Genomic DNA, 14,365 nt, shown 5'->3' on the forward strand with positions numbered 1-14,365 from the left:
TTTCAGGGGAAGTCCAACTCTGGGGAAAGTAATACTTCGCTGGTCGAAGCGATTTGTGTATGTGATCGTGAACAGGCTCGACTGGATGCCGCGATTGTGGATCACGTATATGCCTTGTATCGCGAGCAGAAACGGCGTACCGGCGAGTATCCGCATGCCTCGGTGGTCGAGGAGCTTCGGTTGGCGCGGAATGTTTCGCGTGGCCAATCGATCGACACCGTGAAGACCGCGATATTCCTGCGGGAACGTACGCCCGGGCTCGTGCGATGTATGCGAGCAGGCCTGCTGGGATTGGTTCACGCGTCGAAGGTGCGGAAGGCCTTCGGATCCTTGCCCGGTGATCTTGTGGACCTGATGGACACTCGGATCGTCGAACGCCTCCAGAGGAAGGGGCGACCCCGAGATTGGACTGGTTATCTGCGACGGCTGGCAGACGGGTTGGAGCCAGAGGCAAAAGCTATTCGCCTCGCGGCAGCACGCGCGGCGAGACGTGTGTCGTTTCGAGATCGAGAGAACGGTACCGGTAACTTGTCCGCGCGCTTACCGAGCGAAGATCTCGCCGCTTGCGAGACACGAGTCGAGGCGATCGTCCGATCTCTGCGCGGGGCTGGTGATCCGCGCACACTGGATCAGTTGCGCGCCGACGTGGTCACCGACCTCCTCACCGGCCACGACCGGCACGGCGGGGTACAGGCAGTGGTGAACGTGCACGTACCGCTCGGTGTCGCGCTCGAACTCAGCGACGAGCACTGCCGCGTCAATGGTTACGGCGAGATTCCCGCGCACACGGCGCAGGCGATGCTGGCCGATCCGCGCAACGCGGTACGTAAGATCCTCACCGACCCTGACACCGGCGTGATACGCGGCCTCGGACGACACTGTTACCGACCGAGTCCTCGGCAGCGCGACTACGTTCGATTACGTGACCAACGATGCCAGGTTCACGGATGCTGTCGCCCCATCACCGAAATCGACCATATACAAGGGCAGGCCTCCGACGACACCGGTCCTGACAACTTCCGAGGGCTCTGCCGCTTGGACCACAGGATGAAATCAGTCCCCGGTTGGCACCATGCGCTCAACCACCGCACCGGCGAACTCGAAATCACAACACCATCCGGGCATACCTATCGCAACTGAGGGGCGAGGACTGAACGGTCAGACGCCTCGGTGTTCGGTGGCGAACCCCACTGACCTCGCCCATAATGACCCGATGAATTTGCGCGCCCTTGCCCGGGAAGAACGCACCGACCTCGCGGCGTTCCTGGAGACGTTGAGCCCGGAGGACTGGGAGACTCCGAGCCTGTGTGAGGGGTGGCGGATCCGGGACGTGATCGCGCACGCGATCAGTTTCGACGAGATCGGCCTGCGCGGGCACGTGGAACGGTTCGCGCGCGGGCGGCTGAATCCGAACCGTATCAACGCCATCGGTCATGCCGAATACGCCGGGTGCGAACCCGAGGAGCTGATCGCCATCCTGCGCCGCAACCTGGACCCGAGTGGGTTTCCCGCGGCCTTCGGCGGGATGATCGGGTTCGCCGACGGGCTTATCCACCACCAGGACATCCGGCGCCCGCTCGGCAGACCACGCGAGATTCCCGCCGAACGACTGCGGCCCGCGCTCTCGGTCGCCCTGTTCGCCCCGGTACTACTCGGCGTTCTGCGGGTACGCGGACTGCGCGTGGAAGCAACCGATCTCGACTGGTCCTTTGGACGCGGGCCAGTCGTGCGCGGACCCGGTGAAGCGCTGCTACTGACCATCGCGGGCCGGCCCGGAGTGGTCGAGGAACTCGAAGGTGAAGGCCAGCCGCTACTCGCCTCGCGTGTGGGTTGACCCTCGCTCCTAGGCTGGCCGCATGCAGTTTTCGGTCGTGCTCAGTTTCATGCTTGCCTGTCTGGTACTCAATCTGGTCCCCGGCCCAGGGATGCTGTTCACCATCGCCCAGGGAATTCGCCGCGGACCGGCTGGCGGTCTTGTCTCGGCGCTCGGTATGGCCACTGGCATGCTGGTTCATGGAACCCTGGCCACGCTCGGGTTGAGTGCGCTGCTCAGCACTGCCCCGGTTGCCCTGGATGTGGTGCGGATCGGCGGGGCGCTCTTCCTGCTCTACCTCGCCGTCACCACCTGGCGTAGCGGAGCCGACGGCTTCCTCGAACCCGGCCAGCGAACGGATGGTTCACTCGGCCGGACTTACCTGTCCGCGGTGCTGACGAATATCGCGAATCCGAAGGTGATCGTGTTCTATCTGTCGTTCGTGCCGCAGTTCCTCAGCGCGGGCGGGTGGCCGATTCCGGCGCAGACCGCCGTGCTCGGTGCGATCCTGATCCTGCTCGGCCTGCTGGTGGATGCCGTGATCGGCCTGTGCTCGGGTGCCCTTTCCGCCCTGCTGCGCGCAAAGCCCGCGATCCGGCGGTGGATGAGCCGGATCGCGGCCGGTGTGTTCGCCGGGCTCGGGATCCGTCTGTTGAGTGAGCCCGCCGCCAGTTAGCGCGAGGCGCCGCCGTTGAGTGGGAAAATCTGTCCGGTCAGGTGCCCCGCTCGTTCGCTGGCGAGGAATCCGGCGAGCGCGGCCACATCCTCGGGCCGGCCGGCCCGTTTGTTCGCGGTCTCGGCGATGAGCACCGCCCTGCGTTCGGTGGGCAGGCCAGGACCGAAGAACTCGGTCTCCTCGATCAGCCCCGGCGCGATGGTGTTCACGGTGATCCCTCGTTCACCAAGCTCTCCGGCCATCTGGGAGGTCCAGGTCTCGATCGCGGCTTTCGCGGCACCGTACCCGCTCGCTCCCCGGCGTGCGGCGATCGAGCCGATGCCGATCAGCCGCCCGTTGTCCGCGAGCCGGTCCCGCAGTGCCTCGGTGACCAGCACCGTGGTGAGCACGTTGGCGGTGAAGTTCGCCGTCCACGATTCCTTGATCTCGGTCAGGGTGCGTGCGGGTTGCGCACCGAGGTCGGGGTTACCTCCCGCGCTGTGCACGAGCACGTCGATACGTTCGGGGAGGTTGGGCAGTGCCGCGGTGATCTCGTCGGGTTCGGCGGCGTCGAATGCGACCCAGTCCGCCCCGATCTCCCGCGCGGCTTTCTCCAACACATCCGGGCGCCTGCCGGTGAGCACGACACGGTGCCCCATGGCGAGCAGTTCTTGTGCGATGGCTTTGCCGATCCCGGTGCCGCCGCCGGTCACAACGGAGTTCTTTAGATCTAAACTCATGTCTTCGAAGCTACCATGAGAGGCTCGCCCCATGCAGCAACCGGATACCGCCGCACAGATCCAGCAGGCGTGGCAACGTGAACTCCCCGGGGTACCGACCGGTTCGATCGGCATCATCACCCGGATCTGGCGCGGCGCGAAGTTGCTCTCCGATGAACGCAGGCGCACGCTGTCCCGGCTCGGCATCGACCGGGCGACCCTGGATCTGCTCTCGGTACTGCGCCGCAGCGGTGTCCCCTATCGGCTGACCACCTCCGAGCTGGCGGCACGCTCCCTGGTCAGCGCGGGGGCGATCACCCAACGGGTGGCGCGCGCCGAGGCGGCCGGATTCGTGGAGGTGAGCCGGACCGCGAGCGGGGCGCGCACGACCGGGGTGACGCTCACCGCGGAGGGGCATCGCTGGGTGGACCGTTCGGTGACCGAACTGCTCACCGCGGAGGAAGACCTGGTCGAGCACCTGAGTCCCGATGAGCTGGCCGAGCTGGCCCGGCTGCTGGAGTCGTTCCTGACCGGCCTGCACGTTCGCCTCGGTGTCCCGGACACCCCGGAGGCCGGGCACTGAACGTCGACGGCCATCACCGGACCGGCCCAAGGCGCCGCTGCGCGCAGTCACCCGCGGGCGGCTGGGCACCGACCTCAGGAGCACCTGAGCTTTCCCGCTGACCTGCGCGAACAGTGAGTTCGGCCACGGCGGTAACGAACCGCCTATTACAACACGATAAACTCCTTCGTCCCCCACGCGGAGCAATCCTGCGCCGCGCACAGAGTCAGAGGGTGGCGAAAGGTGCTGATGGGCGCGATGACCCTCACCGTCGAACCGGAGATCAGGACAGCCGGGACAGCGGCGCCGCACGAAACGACGAGGACAGCGGTCCGTGCCCAGTACGGGACCACCACCGCGGCGCCGGCGCGCACCCTGCACGAGGTGTTCGCCGCGACCGTGCGCGCCCATCCGAACGCGCCCGCGATCGACGACGGCAACCGGGTGCTCAACTACCGGGCGCTCGCCGAGCGGGTGGAGACGCTCGCGCACCGGCTCACCGAACACGGCATCGGGCGCGGCGACCGTGTCGGGATCCGGCTGACCTCGGGGAGCGCGGACCTCTATATCGCCATCCTCGCGGTACTCACCTGCGGGGCGGCCTATGTCCCTGTCGATGCCGATGATCCGGCCGAGCGTGCCGAACTGGTGTTCACCGAGGCCGAGGTGTGCGCGGTGCTCACCGATGGGCACGCGCTCGAATCGCGCGGTGAGCCGAAGGGCTCGCACGGGCGGCCGGTTCCCGCCGACGACGCCTGGATCATCTTCACCTCGGGATCGACCGGAAAACCCAAGGGTGTCGCGGTCACCCATCGCAGCGCGGCGGCGTTCGTGGACGCCGAGGCGGAGCTCTTCCTCGCCGAGGAGCCGCTCGGCCCGGGTGACCGGGTGCTGGCCGGGCTCTCGGTCGCTTTCGACGCCTCCTGCGAGGAGATGTGGCTGGCCTGGCGCAACGGTTCCTGTCTGGTTCCCGCCCCGCGCTCGCTGGTGCGCACCGGGGTGGATCTGGGTCCGTGGCTGCTCGAGCGCGGGATCACCGCGGTGTCCACGGTTCCCACGCTCGCCGCGTTGTGGCCGATCGAGGCGCTCGAAGATGTGCGGTTGCTGATCTTCGGCGGCGAGGCCTGCCCGGCCGAGCTCGGCGAACGGGTCGCGGTGGAGGGGCGCGAGGTGTGGAACACCTACGGGCCGACCGAGGCCACGGTCGTCGCCTGCGCCGCGCAGCTCACCGGGGAGGGCCCGGTGCGGATCGGGCTTCCGCTGCGCGGCTGGGAACTGGCCGTGGTGGATGCCGATGGGGACCCGGTCGCCGAGGGCGAGACAGGTGAACTGATCATCGGCGGGGTCGGGCTGGCCCGCTATCTCGACACCGCCAAGGACGCGGAGCGTTTCGCCCCGTTCGACCGGCTGGGCTGGGACCGGGCCTACCGCAGCGGGGACATGGTGCGCGCCGATCCCGAGGGGCTGGTGTTCCTCGGCCGGGCTGACGAACAGGTCAAGCTCGGCGGCCGGCGCATCGAACTGGGTGAGATCGACGCCGCGCTCGCCGCCCTTCCCGGGGTCGCGGGCGCCGCGGCCGCGGTACGCACCACCAAGGCGGGCAACCAGGTCCTCGTCGGTTATCTCGCGGGCGAGGTGGACACCGCGGAGGCGAACGCCCGGCTGCGTGAACAGCTGCCCGCCGCCCTCGTCCCACTGCTCGCGGTCGTCGGTGAACTGCCGACGCGCACCTCCGGCAAGGTGGACCGGGCCGCGCTCCCCTGGCCGCTGCCCAAGCGCACGGAGCGCGACCAGTTGCACGGCACCGCGGCGATCCTGGCCGAGGCATGGGCCGAGATCCTCGGTGTCCCGGTCGCCGACACCCGCGCGGACTTCTTCGCCTGCGGAGGTGGCAGCCTCACCGCTGCCCAGCTCGTCGCCGTCATCCGGGCCACCCACCCGCAGGTCTCGGTGACCGATATCTACACAAATCCGACCCTCGGCGAGCTCGCCGCGCTGCTCGACCGGATGGACGCCACCGAGACCACGCGCGCGGACGTGCGCCCGACCCGGCGGCGCACCGGTATCGCACAGGCACTCTGGCTCGCTCCGATGTTCGTGCTGCTCGGGCTGCGCTGGACCACGATCGCCGCGGCGCTCGGCAAACTGCTCGCCCTCGCCGGGGTGTCCTTCGCGCCGAACCCTCCGATTTGGGCTCTCGCGCTCGGCTGGCTCGTGCTGTTCAGCCCGCTCGGCCGGATCGCGATCGCCGCGGGCGGTGCGCGGCTGCTGCTGCGCGGGGTCCGCGCCGGGAGCTATCCGCGCGGCGGGCGGGTGCACATGCGGCTGTGGGCCGCGCAGGAGCTGGCGGATTTCTCCGGTGTGGCCGAGGTTTCCACCGCGTCCTGGATGACGCACTACGCGAAGGCGCTCGGTGCGAAGGTCGGCAAGGATGCCGATCTGCACGCCCCGCCACCGGTCACCGGGATGCTCAAGCTGGGCAAGGGAGCCGCGGTCGAGCCGGAGGTGGACCTCGCCGGCTACTGGATCGAGGGCGACACCCTGCACATCGGCAAGACCCGGATCGGCGCCGGTGCCCGGATCGGGGCCCGCAGCACCCTGTTCCCCGGCGCGCGGATCGGCAAGAACGCCGAGATCGCCGCGGGGTCCACGGTGCGCGCCGCCGTGCCGGCCGGGCAACGCTGGGCCGGATCCCCCGCGACGCGCGACACCACCGACGCGATCTCCTGGCCGTCGAGCCGTCCGCCGCGCTCACGGTTCTGGACCGCGGTGTACGGCTCGAGCTCGCTGCTGCTCGGCACGCTCCCGCTGCTCGCGACGCTGCCCGCGGTGCTGCTGTTCGCCGCGGTGCTGCGCGGTACGGACTCGCTCTCCGCCGCGATCGGGCCGGCACTGCTCGCCGTTCCGGCGGCCACCATCGCGTACTTCCTGACGTTCGCGGTGCTGATCCTGGTGCTGGTGCGCGCGCTCGGGATCGGTATGCGCGAGGGGCATCATCCGGTGCACAGCCGCAATGCCTGGCAGGTGTGGGCGACCGAACGGCTGATGGACATGGCGCGCATCGCGCTTTTCCCGTTGTACGCCAGCCTGTTCACCCCGGTGTGGCTGCGGTTGCTCGGCGCGCGCATCGGCCGCGGTGTCGAGGCGTCGACCGTGCTCGCACTGCCCAGGATGACCAAGGTGACCGATGGCGCGTTCCTGGCCGACGACACCATGGTCGCCACCTACGAGCTCGGCGGCGGCTGGCTGCACGTGGCGCCCGCACGCATCGGCAAACAGGCGTTCCTGGGTAACTCGGGGATGACCGGGCCAGGGCGCTCGGTCCCCAAACGCGGGCTCGTCGGGGTGCTCTCGGCGACCCCGCGCAAGACCAAGAAGGGCGCCTCGTACCTGGGGATGCCGCCCATGCCACTGCGCCGCGCGGCACAGGAGGCGGACACGGCGCGGACCTATGCCCCGCCGCCACGGCTCAAGCTCGCCAGGGCACTCGTCGAGCTGTGCCGGATCATCCCGGTCATGGCGGGCACCGCGCTCACCGTCGGCGTGTTCGCCGCGCTGTACGCGCTGTGGGACAGCGCCGGGTTCCTCACCGCCGCCGCGGTGTCGGGTCTCGTGCTGTTCGCGGCCGGGGTCCTCGCCTCGATGCTGGCGATCCTGGCGAAATGGGCACTCATCGGGCGGTTCCGGGCCGGGACCCGGCCGCTGTGGAGCGGATTCGTGTGGCGCACGGAGCTCGCGGACACCTTCGTCGAGGTGCTCGCGGTGCCCTGGCTGATCGGTTATTCGAGCGGCACTCCGCTGCTGACCGCCTGGCTGCGCGGGATGGGCGCGCGCATCGGCCGCGGGGTGTGGTCGGAGACCTACTGGCTGCCCGAGTCCGATCTGGTGCACCTCGGCGACGGGGCTACCATCAACCGCGGCTGCGTGGTGCAGACCCACCTGTTCCACGACCGGATCATGAGCATGGACGAGGTGCGGCTCGACGAGGGTGCGACGCTCGGCCAGCACGGGATCGTGCTGCCCGGCGCGAGCATCGGGGCCCGCACCACCGTGGGCCCCGGTTCGCTGGTCACCCGCGGGGACGCGGTGCCCTCGGACGGGCGCTGGCTCGGCAATCCGATCGCGGTGTGGCCGCAGAAGAAGACCGGAAAGGTCACCGCCAAAGAGTCACGAAAGGGCAGCCGGCGTCGAAAGTGATGGCGATCGATTCCTACATTCCCGAACACGGCGACGACGGTTTCCACGTACAGCACTACGAACTCGAGCTCGACTACCGGGTCGGGCCGAACCTGCTCTCGGCGAACGCGCAACTGTCCGCGATCGCGGCGCGCCCGCTTTCCCGGTTCGCGCTCGATCTCGCCGGGCTGCGGGTGCGCCGGGTGCGAGTGAACGGGCGCGCGGTGAAGTTCGGGCATTCCGGGACCAAGCTGCGGATCACCCTGCCCGCACCGATCGCCGCCGACACCCCGTTCACCGTCGAGGTCCGCTACAGCGGCAATCCCCGGCCGCTCGGGGGAACCTGGGGGGACATCGGGTGGGACGAACTCACCGACGGGGCACTCGTGGCCAGCCAGCCGATCGGCGCGCCGACCTGGTTTCCGTGCAATGACCACCCCTCGGACAAGGCGAGCTACCGGATCGGCATCACCACGGACTCGCCGTACACCGTCGCGGTGACCGGGAACCTGGTCGGCAAACGGCGCTCGGCGAGCAAGACCAGCTGGGTCTTCGACCGTCCCGAACCGACCGCGAGCTATCTCATGGGTGTCCACATAGGACAGTACAGCGAGCTCGGCCTCGCCGAGAAGCCGGTGCAGCGGGCCGTTTTCCCCGAGCGGCTGCGCGCGCCGCTGCGCCAGGATCTCGGCAGGCACGCGGAGATCATGTCCGCGCTGCAGGAGTTCTTCGGTCCGTATCCGTTCGACGAGTACGTGGTCGTGGTCACCGATGACGAACTGGACGATCCCATCGAGGCGCAGGGGCTCTCGGTGTTCGGCGCCAACCACATCGACGGCAGCGGGGTGCACGAACGGCTCATCGCGCACGAGCTCGCGCACCAGTGGTTCGGCAACAGCCTCACCGTCGCCGACTGGCGGCACATCTGGCTCAACGAAGGGTTCGCCACCTACGCGGAATGGCTGTGGTCACAGGCCTGCGGCGGGCCGAGCACCGAGGAACTCGCGCGGCGCTGGCACGCGCATCTCGCCGCGGGGGAACAGGACCTGATCCTCGCCGATCCCGGGGTGGACCGGATGTTCGACGAGCGGGTGTACAAGCGCGGGGCGCTCACCCTGCATGCCCTGCGTGCGGAGCTCGGCGAGGACTCCTTCTTCGGCCTGCTGCGCGAATGGTGCGCGCGCTACCGGCACGCCACGGTGACCACCGAACAGTTCCGCTCCCTCGCCGCGGAGTTCACCGCCCGCCCCCTGGACGGCCTCTTCGACCGCTGGCTCTACCGGGCGCCGCTGCCGTGACCCACGGGGCCGAGGCGTATCGCAGCCGCGAACCACTTGCCGCCCGGATGAACATCTATCGGTGGCAGCGCGATCCGGTGGACCTTCCCGGGCTCGCCGTCGCCGAACTGTCCGGGGTTCGCGGAACCGTGACGGATATCGGCTGCGGGGTCGGCGGCTACACCGATCGCCTCCGTGCGCAGCGGCCGGACCTGCGGGTGCTGCCGCTGGACCGCTCCCCCGCGATGGCCGCCGATGCCCTCGCCGACATCCGGTACCTCCCGCTGGCCGATGGTTCGGCGGATGCCGCGCTCGCCATGCACATGCTGTACCACCTCGAGGAGCCCGGTGCGGCGATCGGCGAACTGCGCAGGGTGCTCCGTCCGGGCGGCACGCTGCTGGCGAGTACGAACGGAGCGGGTGACAAGGCGGAGATCGCCGAGCTGTGGGCCGCGGCGCTGCGCGATCTGCTCGGCGCCGAACCGGAGCCCTACGCGAACCCGGCTGCCGGGTTCACCCTCGACCACGGACACCTGTTCGAACCGCATTTCGCCGGGATCGAGTTGCGCGAGTTCGCCAGGGAGACCGTGGTGCCCGAACCCGGCCCGATGATCGCCTTCCTGCACAGCCTGCGCGGGCTCGCCGAAGGGCAGTTGCCGGACGGGATCGGCTGGCCGGACTTCCTGGACCGCGCCGCTGCGCTGGTGTGTCGCCGGATCGAGGAGACCGGAGCGTTCCGCCTCACCAACCGGTTCGGCCTGTTCGTCTGCCGCTGAGCCGTGCCCTCCGGCGCCGGGCGTGGCAGACTGCGCGCATGCCTGCGATCGACGCGTGGATGCAGCACCCGAGCCTCCGGTTCATCAATCACGAGATGCTCGCCTCCCTGCGACGCTGGACGGGACTGGAGAAGTTCACCGAGGATCCTCCGGTCGCCGCCACCATCGCGGCGATGGACGCGGGCGGGATAGAGCTGGGCCTCAGCTGTGCCTGGTACGGCCCGGAAGGTGCGCTGGTCAGCAATGACGAGCTTGCCGGTTTCGTCGAGGAGTCCGGCGGGCGGTTGCGCGGGATCGCGGGGGTGGACATCCGGCGCCCGGTGGCCGCGGTCCGTGAGCTGCGCCGTGCGGTGACCGAACTGCGGTTCATCGCCCTGCGGATCGTGCCCTGGCTCTGGGAACTCGAACCCACCAACCGGCTGTACTATCCGCTCTACACCGCCTGCGCCGAGCTCGGGATCCCGTTGTGCACCCAGGTCGGGCACACCGGTCCACTGCGCCCGTCCGAGACCGGGCGCCCGATCCCCTATATCGACCGGATCGCGCTCGATTTCCCGGAACTCGACATCGTCTGCGGGCACATCGGCTATCCGTGGACCACCGAGATGATCGCGGTCGCGGACAAGCACGAGCGCGTCTACATCGACACCAGTGCCTACACCGTGCGCCGCTATCCGGCCGAGCTCGTGGACTATCTCCGCGGGCGCGGCCGGGGCAAGGTGCTGTTCGGCACCAATTATCCGATGATCACCCCGGCCAAGGCGCTCGACGGGCTCGGCGAGCTCGGCCTGGACGAGGAGACGGCCGAGTTGTTCCTCTCCGGCAACGCGAAACGGGTCTTCGGACTCTGAAACTCCGAAACTCTGCAAGCTCCGAAGACCCGGAAACGCGCGGCTGCTACTCCAGCTCGATGAGCAGGTCACCGCCCTCGACCTGTTGCACGGTGTTGATCGCCAGTCGGCGCACGGTTCCGGTGCGCGGTGCGGTGATCGCGGCCTCCATCTTCATCGCCTCGATGGTGGCCACCGTGGCCCCGGCCTCGACCTGGGCGCCCTCGGCCGCCGAGACCGTGACCACCCCGGCGAACGGGGCGGCGACGTGCCGGTCGTTGCCCCGCTCGGCTTTCTCGGTGACCGGGAGATCGGAGGCAACGGAATTGTCCCGCACCTGGATCGGCCGCATCTGCCCGTTGAGCGAGGCCATCACGGTGCGCATGCCGCGGTCATCGGCCTCGCCGACGGCCTCCAGTTCGATGAGCAGCCGCACACCCTGTTCGAGGTCGACCGCGTACTCCTGCCCGGGCCGCAGTCCGTAGAAGAAATCCTTGCTGGAGAGCACGCTGGTGTCGCCGAACTGTTCGCGGTGCGCGCCGAACTCCTTGGCCGGGCCGGGAAAGAGCAACCGGTTTAGGGTGGCACGCGGATCGTTGCGCAGCCCCTCGGTGTCCTCGGCGGAGAGCGGGGTGACCGGCTTCGCCGCCGCCCTGCCCTCCAATGCCTTGGTACGGAAGGGTTCCGGCCAGCCACCGGGCGGATCGCCGAGTTCTCCGCGCAGGAAACCGATCACCGAGTCCGGAATGTCGAACCGCGCCGGATCCTCCTCGAACCGCGCCGGGTCCACGTCCGCGCCGACGAGGTGCAGCGCGAGGTCACCGACCACTTTGGACGATGGGGTGACCTTGACCAGGTGGCCGAGCATCCGGTCCGCGGCCGCGTACATGGCCTCGACCTGTTCGAACTTGTCGCCGAGGCCGAGCGCGACGGCCTGGGTGCGCAGATTGGACAGCTGCCCGCCGGGAATCTCGTGGTGGTAGACCCGGCCGGTTGGCGCGGGAAGCCCGGCCTCGAAGGGCGCGTAGATCCGGCGCACGATCTCCCAGTACGGCTCGAAGGAGGTGACCGCGCCGAGATCCAGATCGGTCGGCCGTGCGGAATGGTCGGTGGCACCCACGATCGCGGACAACGAGGGCTGCGAGGTGGTTCCGGAAAGCGAGGCCGCGGCGCCGTCGATGGCGTCCGCTCCCGCATCCACCGCGGCGAGGTAGCTGGCCAGCTGCCCACCGGGAGTGTCGTGCGTGTGGATGTGTACCGGAAGCTCGAATTCCTTGCGCAGCGCGGAAACCAGCGTGCGCGCCGCGGGCGGGCGCAGCAGCCCGGCCATGTCCTTGATGGCGAGTACGTGCGCACCGGCGGCCACGATCTGCTCGGCCAGCTTCAGGTAGTAGTCCAGGGTGTAGATGTTCTCCTTGGGATCACTGAGATCCCCGGTGTAGCAGAGCGCCACCTCGGCGAGCTTGTCCGCCTCGCCGACCGCCTCGATCGCCGGGCGCATCTGCTCCACATCGTTGAGCGCGTCGAAGATGCGGAAGATGTCGATCCCGGTCCGTGCCGCCTCGGCCACGAAGGCGTGCGTCACCTCGGTGGGATAGGGCGTGTAGCCGACGGTGTTGCGCCCGCGCAGCAACATCTGCAGGCAGATGTTCGGCACGGCCTCGCGCAGTTTCGCCAGCCGTTCCCACGGATCCTCGGCAAGGAAACGCAGTGCGACATCGTAGGTCGCCCCGCCCCAGCACTCCAGGGAGAGCAGTCCGGGCAGCAACCGCGCCACGTGCGGGGCGACCGCGAGCAGGTCCTTCGAGCGCACCCGGGTGGCGAGCAGCGACTGGTGGGCGTCGCGGAACGTGGTGTCGGTGATCCCGATCGTCGAGGATTCCCGCATCCACTGCGCGAATCCTTTCGGGCCAAGGGTTTCCAGGCGCTGCCTGGAACCCTGCGGTGGCGCGGCGGACAGGTCCACCTCGGGCAGTTTCTCCACCGGGTCCACGAAGGAGGGACGGGGTCCGTGCGGTTTGTTCACCGTCACATCGGCGAGATAGGTCAGCAGCCGGGTGCCCCGGTCCGCGGAATGGCGCGCGGTGAGCAGCTGCGGGCGCTGCTCGATGAACGAGGTCGTCACCCTCCCCTCGGCGAAGTCCCGGTCGTCCAGCACCGCCTGCAGGAAGGGGATGTTCGTTGCCACGCCCCGGATCCGGAATTCGGCGACCGCACGCCGCGCCCGGCCGACCGCGGTCGGGAAGTCCCGGCCGCGGCAGGTCAGTTTCACCAGCATGGAGTCGAAGTGCGCGCTGATCGCGGTGCCCGCGAAGGCGGTGCCGCCGTCCAGCCGGATCCCGGAACCGCCCGGTGAACGGTAGGCCGAGACCGTCCCGGTGTCCGGGCGGAACCCGTTCGTCGGGTCCTCGGTGGTGATCCGGCACTGCAGGGCCGCCCCGCGCAGATAGATCGAATCCTGGGTGAGGCCGAGATCGCTCAGTGTCTCCCCTGCTGCGATGCGCAGCTGGGACTGCACGAGGTCGACATCGGTGACCTCCTCGGTGACCGTGTGCTCGACCTGGATGCGCGGATTCATCTCGATGAACACGTGATTGCCGCGCTGATCGAGCAGGAATTCCACGGTTCCCGCGCAGGAGTAGCCGATCGAGCGGGCGAACCGCACCGCGTCCGCGCAGATCCGCTCGCGCAGCGCGGGATCCAGGTTCGGCGCGGGGGCGAGTTCGATGACCTTCTGGTGGCGGCGCTGCAGCGAACAGTCGCGCTCGTAGAGGTGGATGACCTCACCGGTGCCGTCACCGAGCACCTGGACCTCGATGTGCCTCGGTTCCACCACGGCCTGTTCGAGGAACACCGCGGCGTCCCCGAAGGCGGACTCGGCCTCGCGCATCGCCGCCTCGATCGCCCCGCGCAGGGCCGATGCCTCGGTGACCCGGCGCATCCCGCGCCCGCCACCGCCCGCGATGGCCTTGACGAACACCGGATAGCCGATGTCCTCGGCGGCCGTGAGCAGTTCGTCGACATCGGTGGACGGTGCCGAGGACTGCAGCACCGGGATACCGGCCTCGCGGGCCGCCGCGACGGCGCGTGCCTTGTTCCCGGTCAGTTCGAGCACCTCGGCGCTCGGGCCGACGAAGGTGATGCCCGCTTCCCGGCAGGCGAGCGCCAGGTCCGGGTTCTCCGAGAGAAACCCGTACCCGGGGTAGATCGCGTCGGCTCCCGCCTTCTTCGCGGCCGCGACCACTTCCTCGACCGACAGGTAGGCGCGCACCGGGTGACCGGGTTCACCGATCTGGTAGGACTGGTCGGCCTTGAGCCGGTGCAGCGAATTGCGGTCCTCGTGCGGGAAAACCGCGACCGTGCCCGCGCCGAGCTCGTAGGCGGCGCGGAAGGCGCGGATGGCGATCTCGCCGCGATTGGCGACGAGCACCTTCGAGAACATCATGGACGCCTGCTCCTTACCTGGTATGGCGGGATGCGGCGTTCATTGTCACAGTATCCGAGCCCACGTTGCCAGGTGCCCAAGAACACACGAAGGCGGCGACCATCCACATGCT

General features: G+C 69.0%; 10 protein-coding genes. 8 read left to right on the plus strand and 2 right to left on the minus strand.

Annotated elements, in window-relative coordinates; translation table 11 throughout:
• The 3 genes from AD72_RS35465 to AD72_RS08585 form a co-directional block, all read left to right on the plus strand.
• On the plus strand, positions 1-1,140 hold a 1,140-nt coding region (locus tag AD72_RS35465), incomplete at its 5' end, for an HNH endonuclease signature motif containing protein (protein WP_343123700.1).
• Between the two features lie 73 nt (positions 1,141-1,213).
• Positions 1,214-1,834, plus strand: coding sequence for a maleylpyruvate isomerase family mycothiol-dependent enzyme (locus AD72_RS08580; RefSeq protein WP_031465889.1), 621 nt, complete (start codon positions 1,214-1,216; stop codon positions 1,832-1,834).
• Between the two features lie 22 nt (positions 1,835-1,856).
• Positions 1,857-2,489 (plus strand): LysE family translocator, encoded by a 633-nt coding sequence (locus tag AD72_RS08585; protein WP_031465890.1) that lies wholly within the window; start codon positions 1,857-1,859, stop codon positions 2,487-2,489.
• Here the strand turns inward: AD72_RS08585 and AD72_RS08590 are convergent.
• Positions 2,486-3,208, minus strand: a complete 723-nt coding sequence (locus tag AD72_RS08590) for an SDR family NAD(P)-dependent oxidoreductase (protein ID WP_031465891.1) — start codon at positions 3,206-3,208, stop codon at positions 2,486-2,488. The two genes, AD72_RS08585 and AD72_RS08590, sit on opposite strands and share 4 nt — an antisense overlap.
• Positions 3,209-3,239: 31 nt before the next feature.
• Here AD72_RS08590 and AD72_RS08595 point away from each other — a divergent pair, with 31 nt between their 5' ends.
• From AD72_RS08595 to AD72_RS08615, 5 genes are all read left to right on the plus strand, one after another.
• Complete coding sequence (locus tag AD72_RS08595) at positions 3,240-3,770, plus strand: MarR family winged helix-turn-helix transcriptional regulator (protein ID WP_031465892.1); 531 nt, start codon at positions 3,240-3,242, stop codon at positions 3,768-3,770.
• A gap of 237 nt (positions 3,771-4,007) precedes the next feature.
• The gene (locus tag AD72_RS08600) at positions 4,008-7,946 is read left to right on the plus strand and encodes a Pls/PosA family non-ribosomal peptide synthetase (RefSeq protein WP_051898312.1); all 3,939 of its coding nucleotides are present in this window, start codon (positions 4,008-4,010) and stop codon (positions 7,944-7,946) included.
• Positions 7,946-9,223, plus strand: coding sequence for a M1 family metallopeptidase (locus AD72_RS08605; RefSeq protein ID WP_031465894.1), 1,278 nt, complete (start codon positions 7,946-7,948; stop codon positions 9,221-9,223). The genes AD72_RS08600 and AD72_RS08605 overlap by 1 nt, the downstream gene beginning before the upstream one ends.
• Entirely contained in the window at positions 9,220-9,978 is a 759-nt protein-coding gene (locus AD72_RS08610; RefSeq protein ID WP_156365091.1) for a class I SAM-dependent methyltransferase, read from the plus strand. Before AD72_RS08605 ends, AD72_RS08610 begins: the two co-directional genes overlap by 4 nt.
• Positions 9,979-10,016: 38 nt before the next feature.
• Positions 10,017-10,829, plus strand: coding sequence for an amidohydrolase family protein (locus AD72_RS08615; protein WP_031465896.1), 813 nt, complete (start codon positions 10,017-10,019; stop codon positions 10,827-10,829).
• A 46-nt stretch (positions 10,830-10,875) separates the two neighbouring features.
• On the opposite strand, the gene AD72_RS08620 is transcribed toward AD72_RS08615, so the two are convergent.
• Entirely contained in the window at positions 10,876-14,250 is a 3,375-nt protein-coding gene (locus AD72_RS08620) for a pyruvate carboxylase (protein WP_031465897.1), read from the minus strand.
• Positions 14,251-14,365 lie beyond the last annotated feature (115 nt).

The sequence above is a fragment of the Sciscionella sediminilitoris genome (assembly GCF_000737195.2).
Taxonomy (GTDB): Bacteria; Actinomycetota; Actinomycetes; order Mycobacteriales; family Pseudonocardiaceae; genus Sciscionella; species Sciscionella sediminilitoris.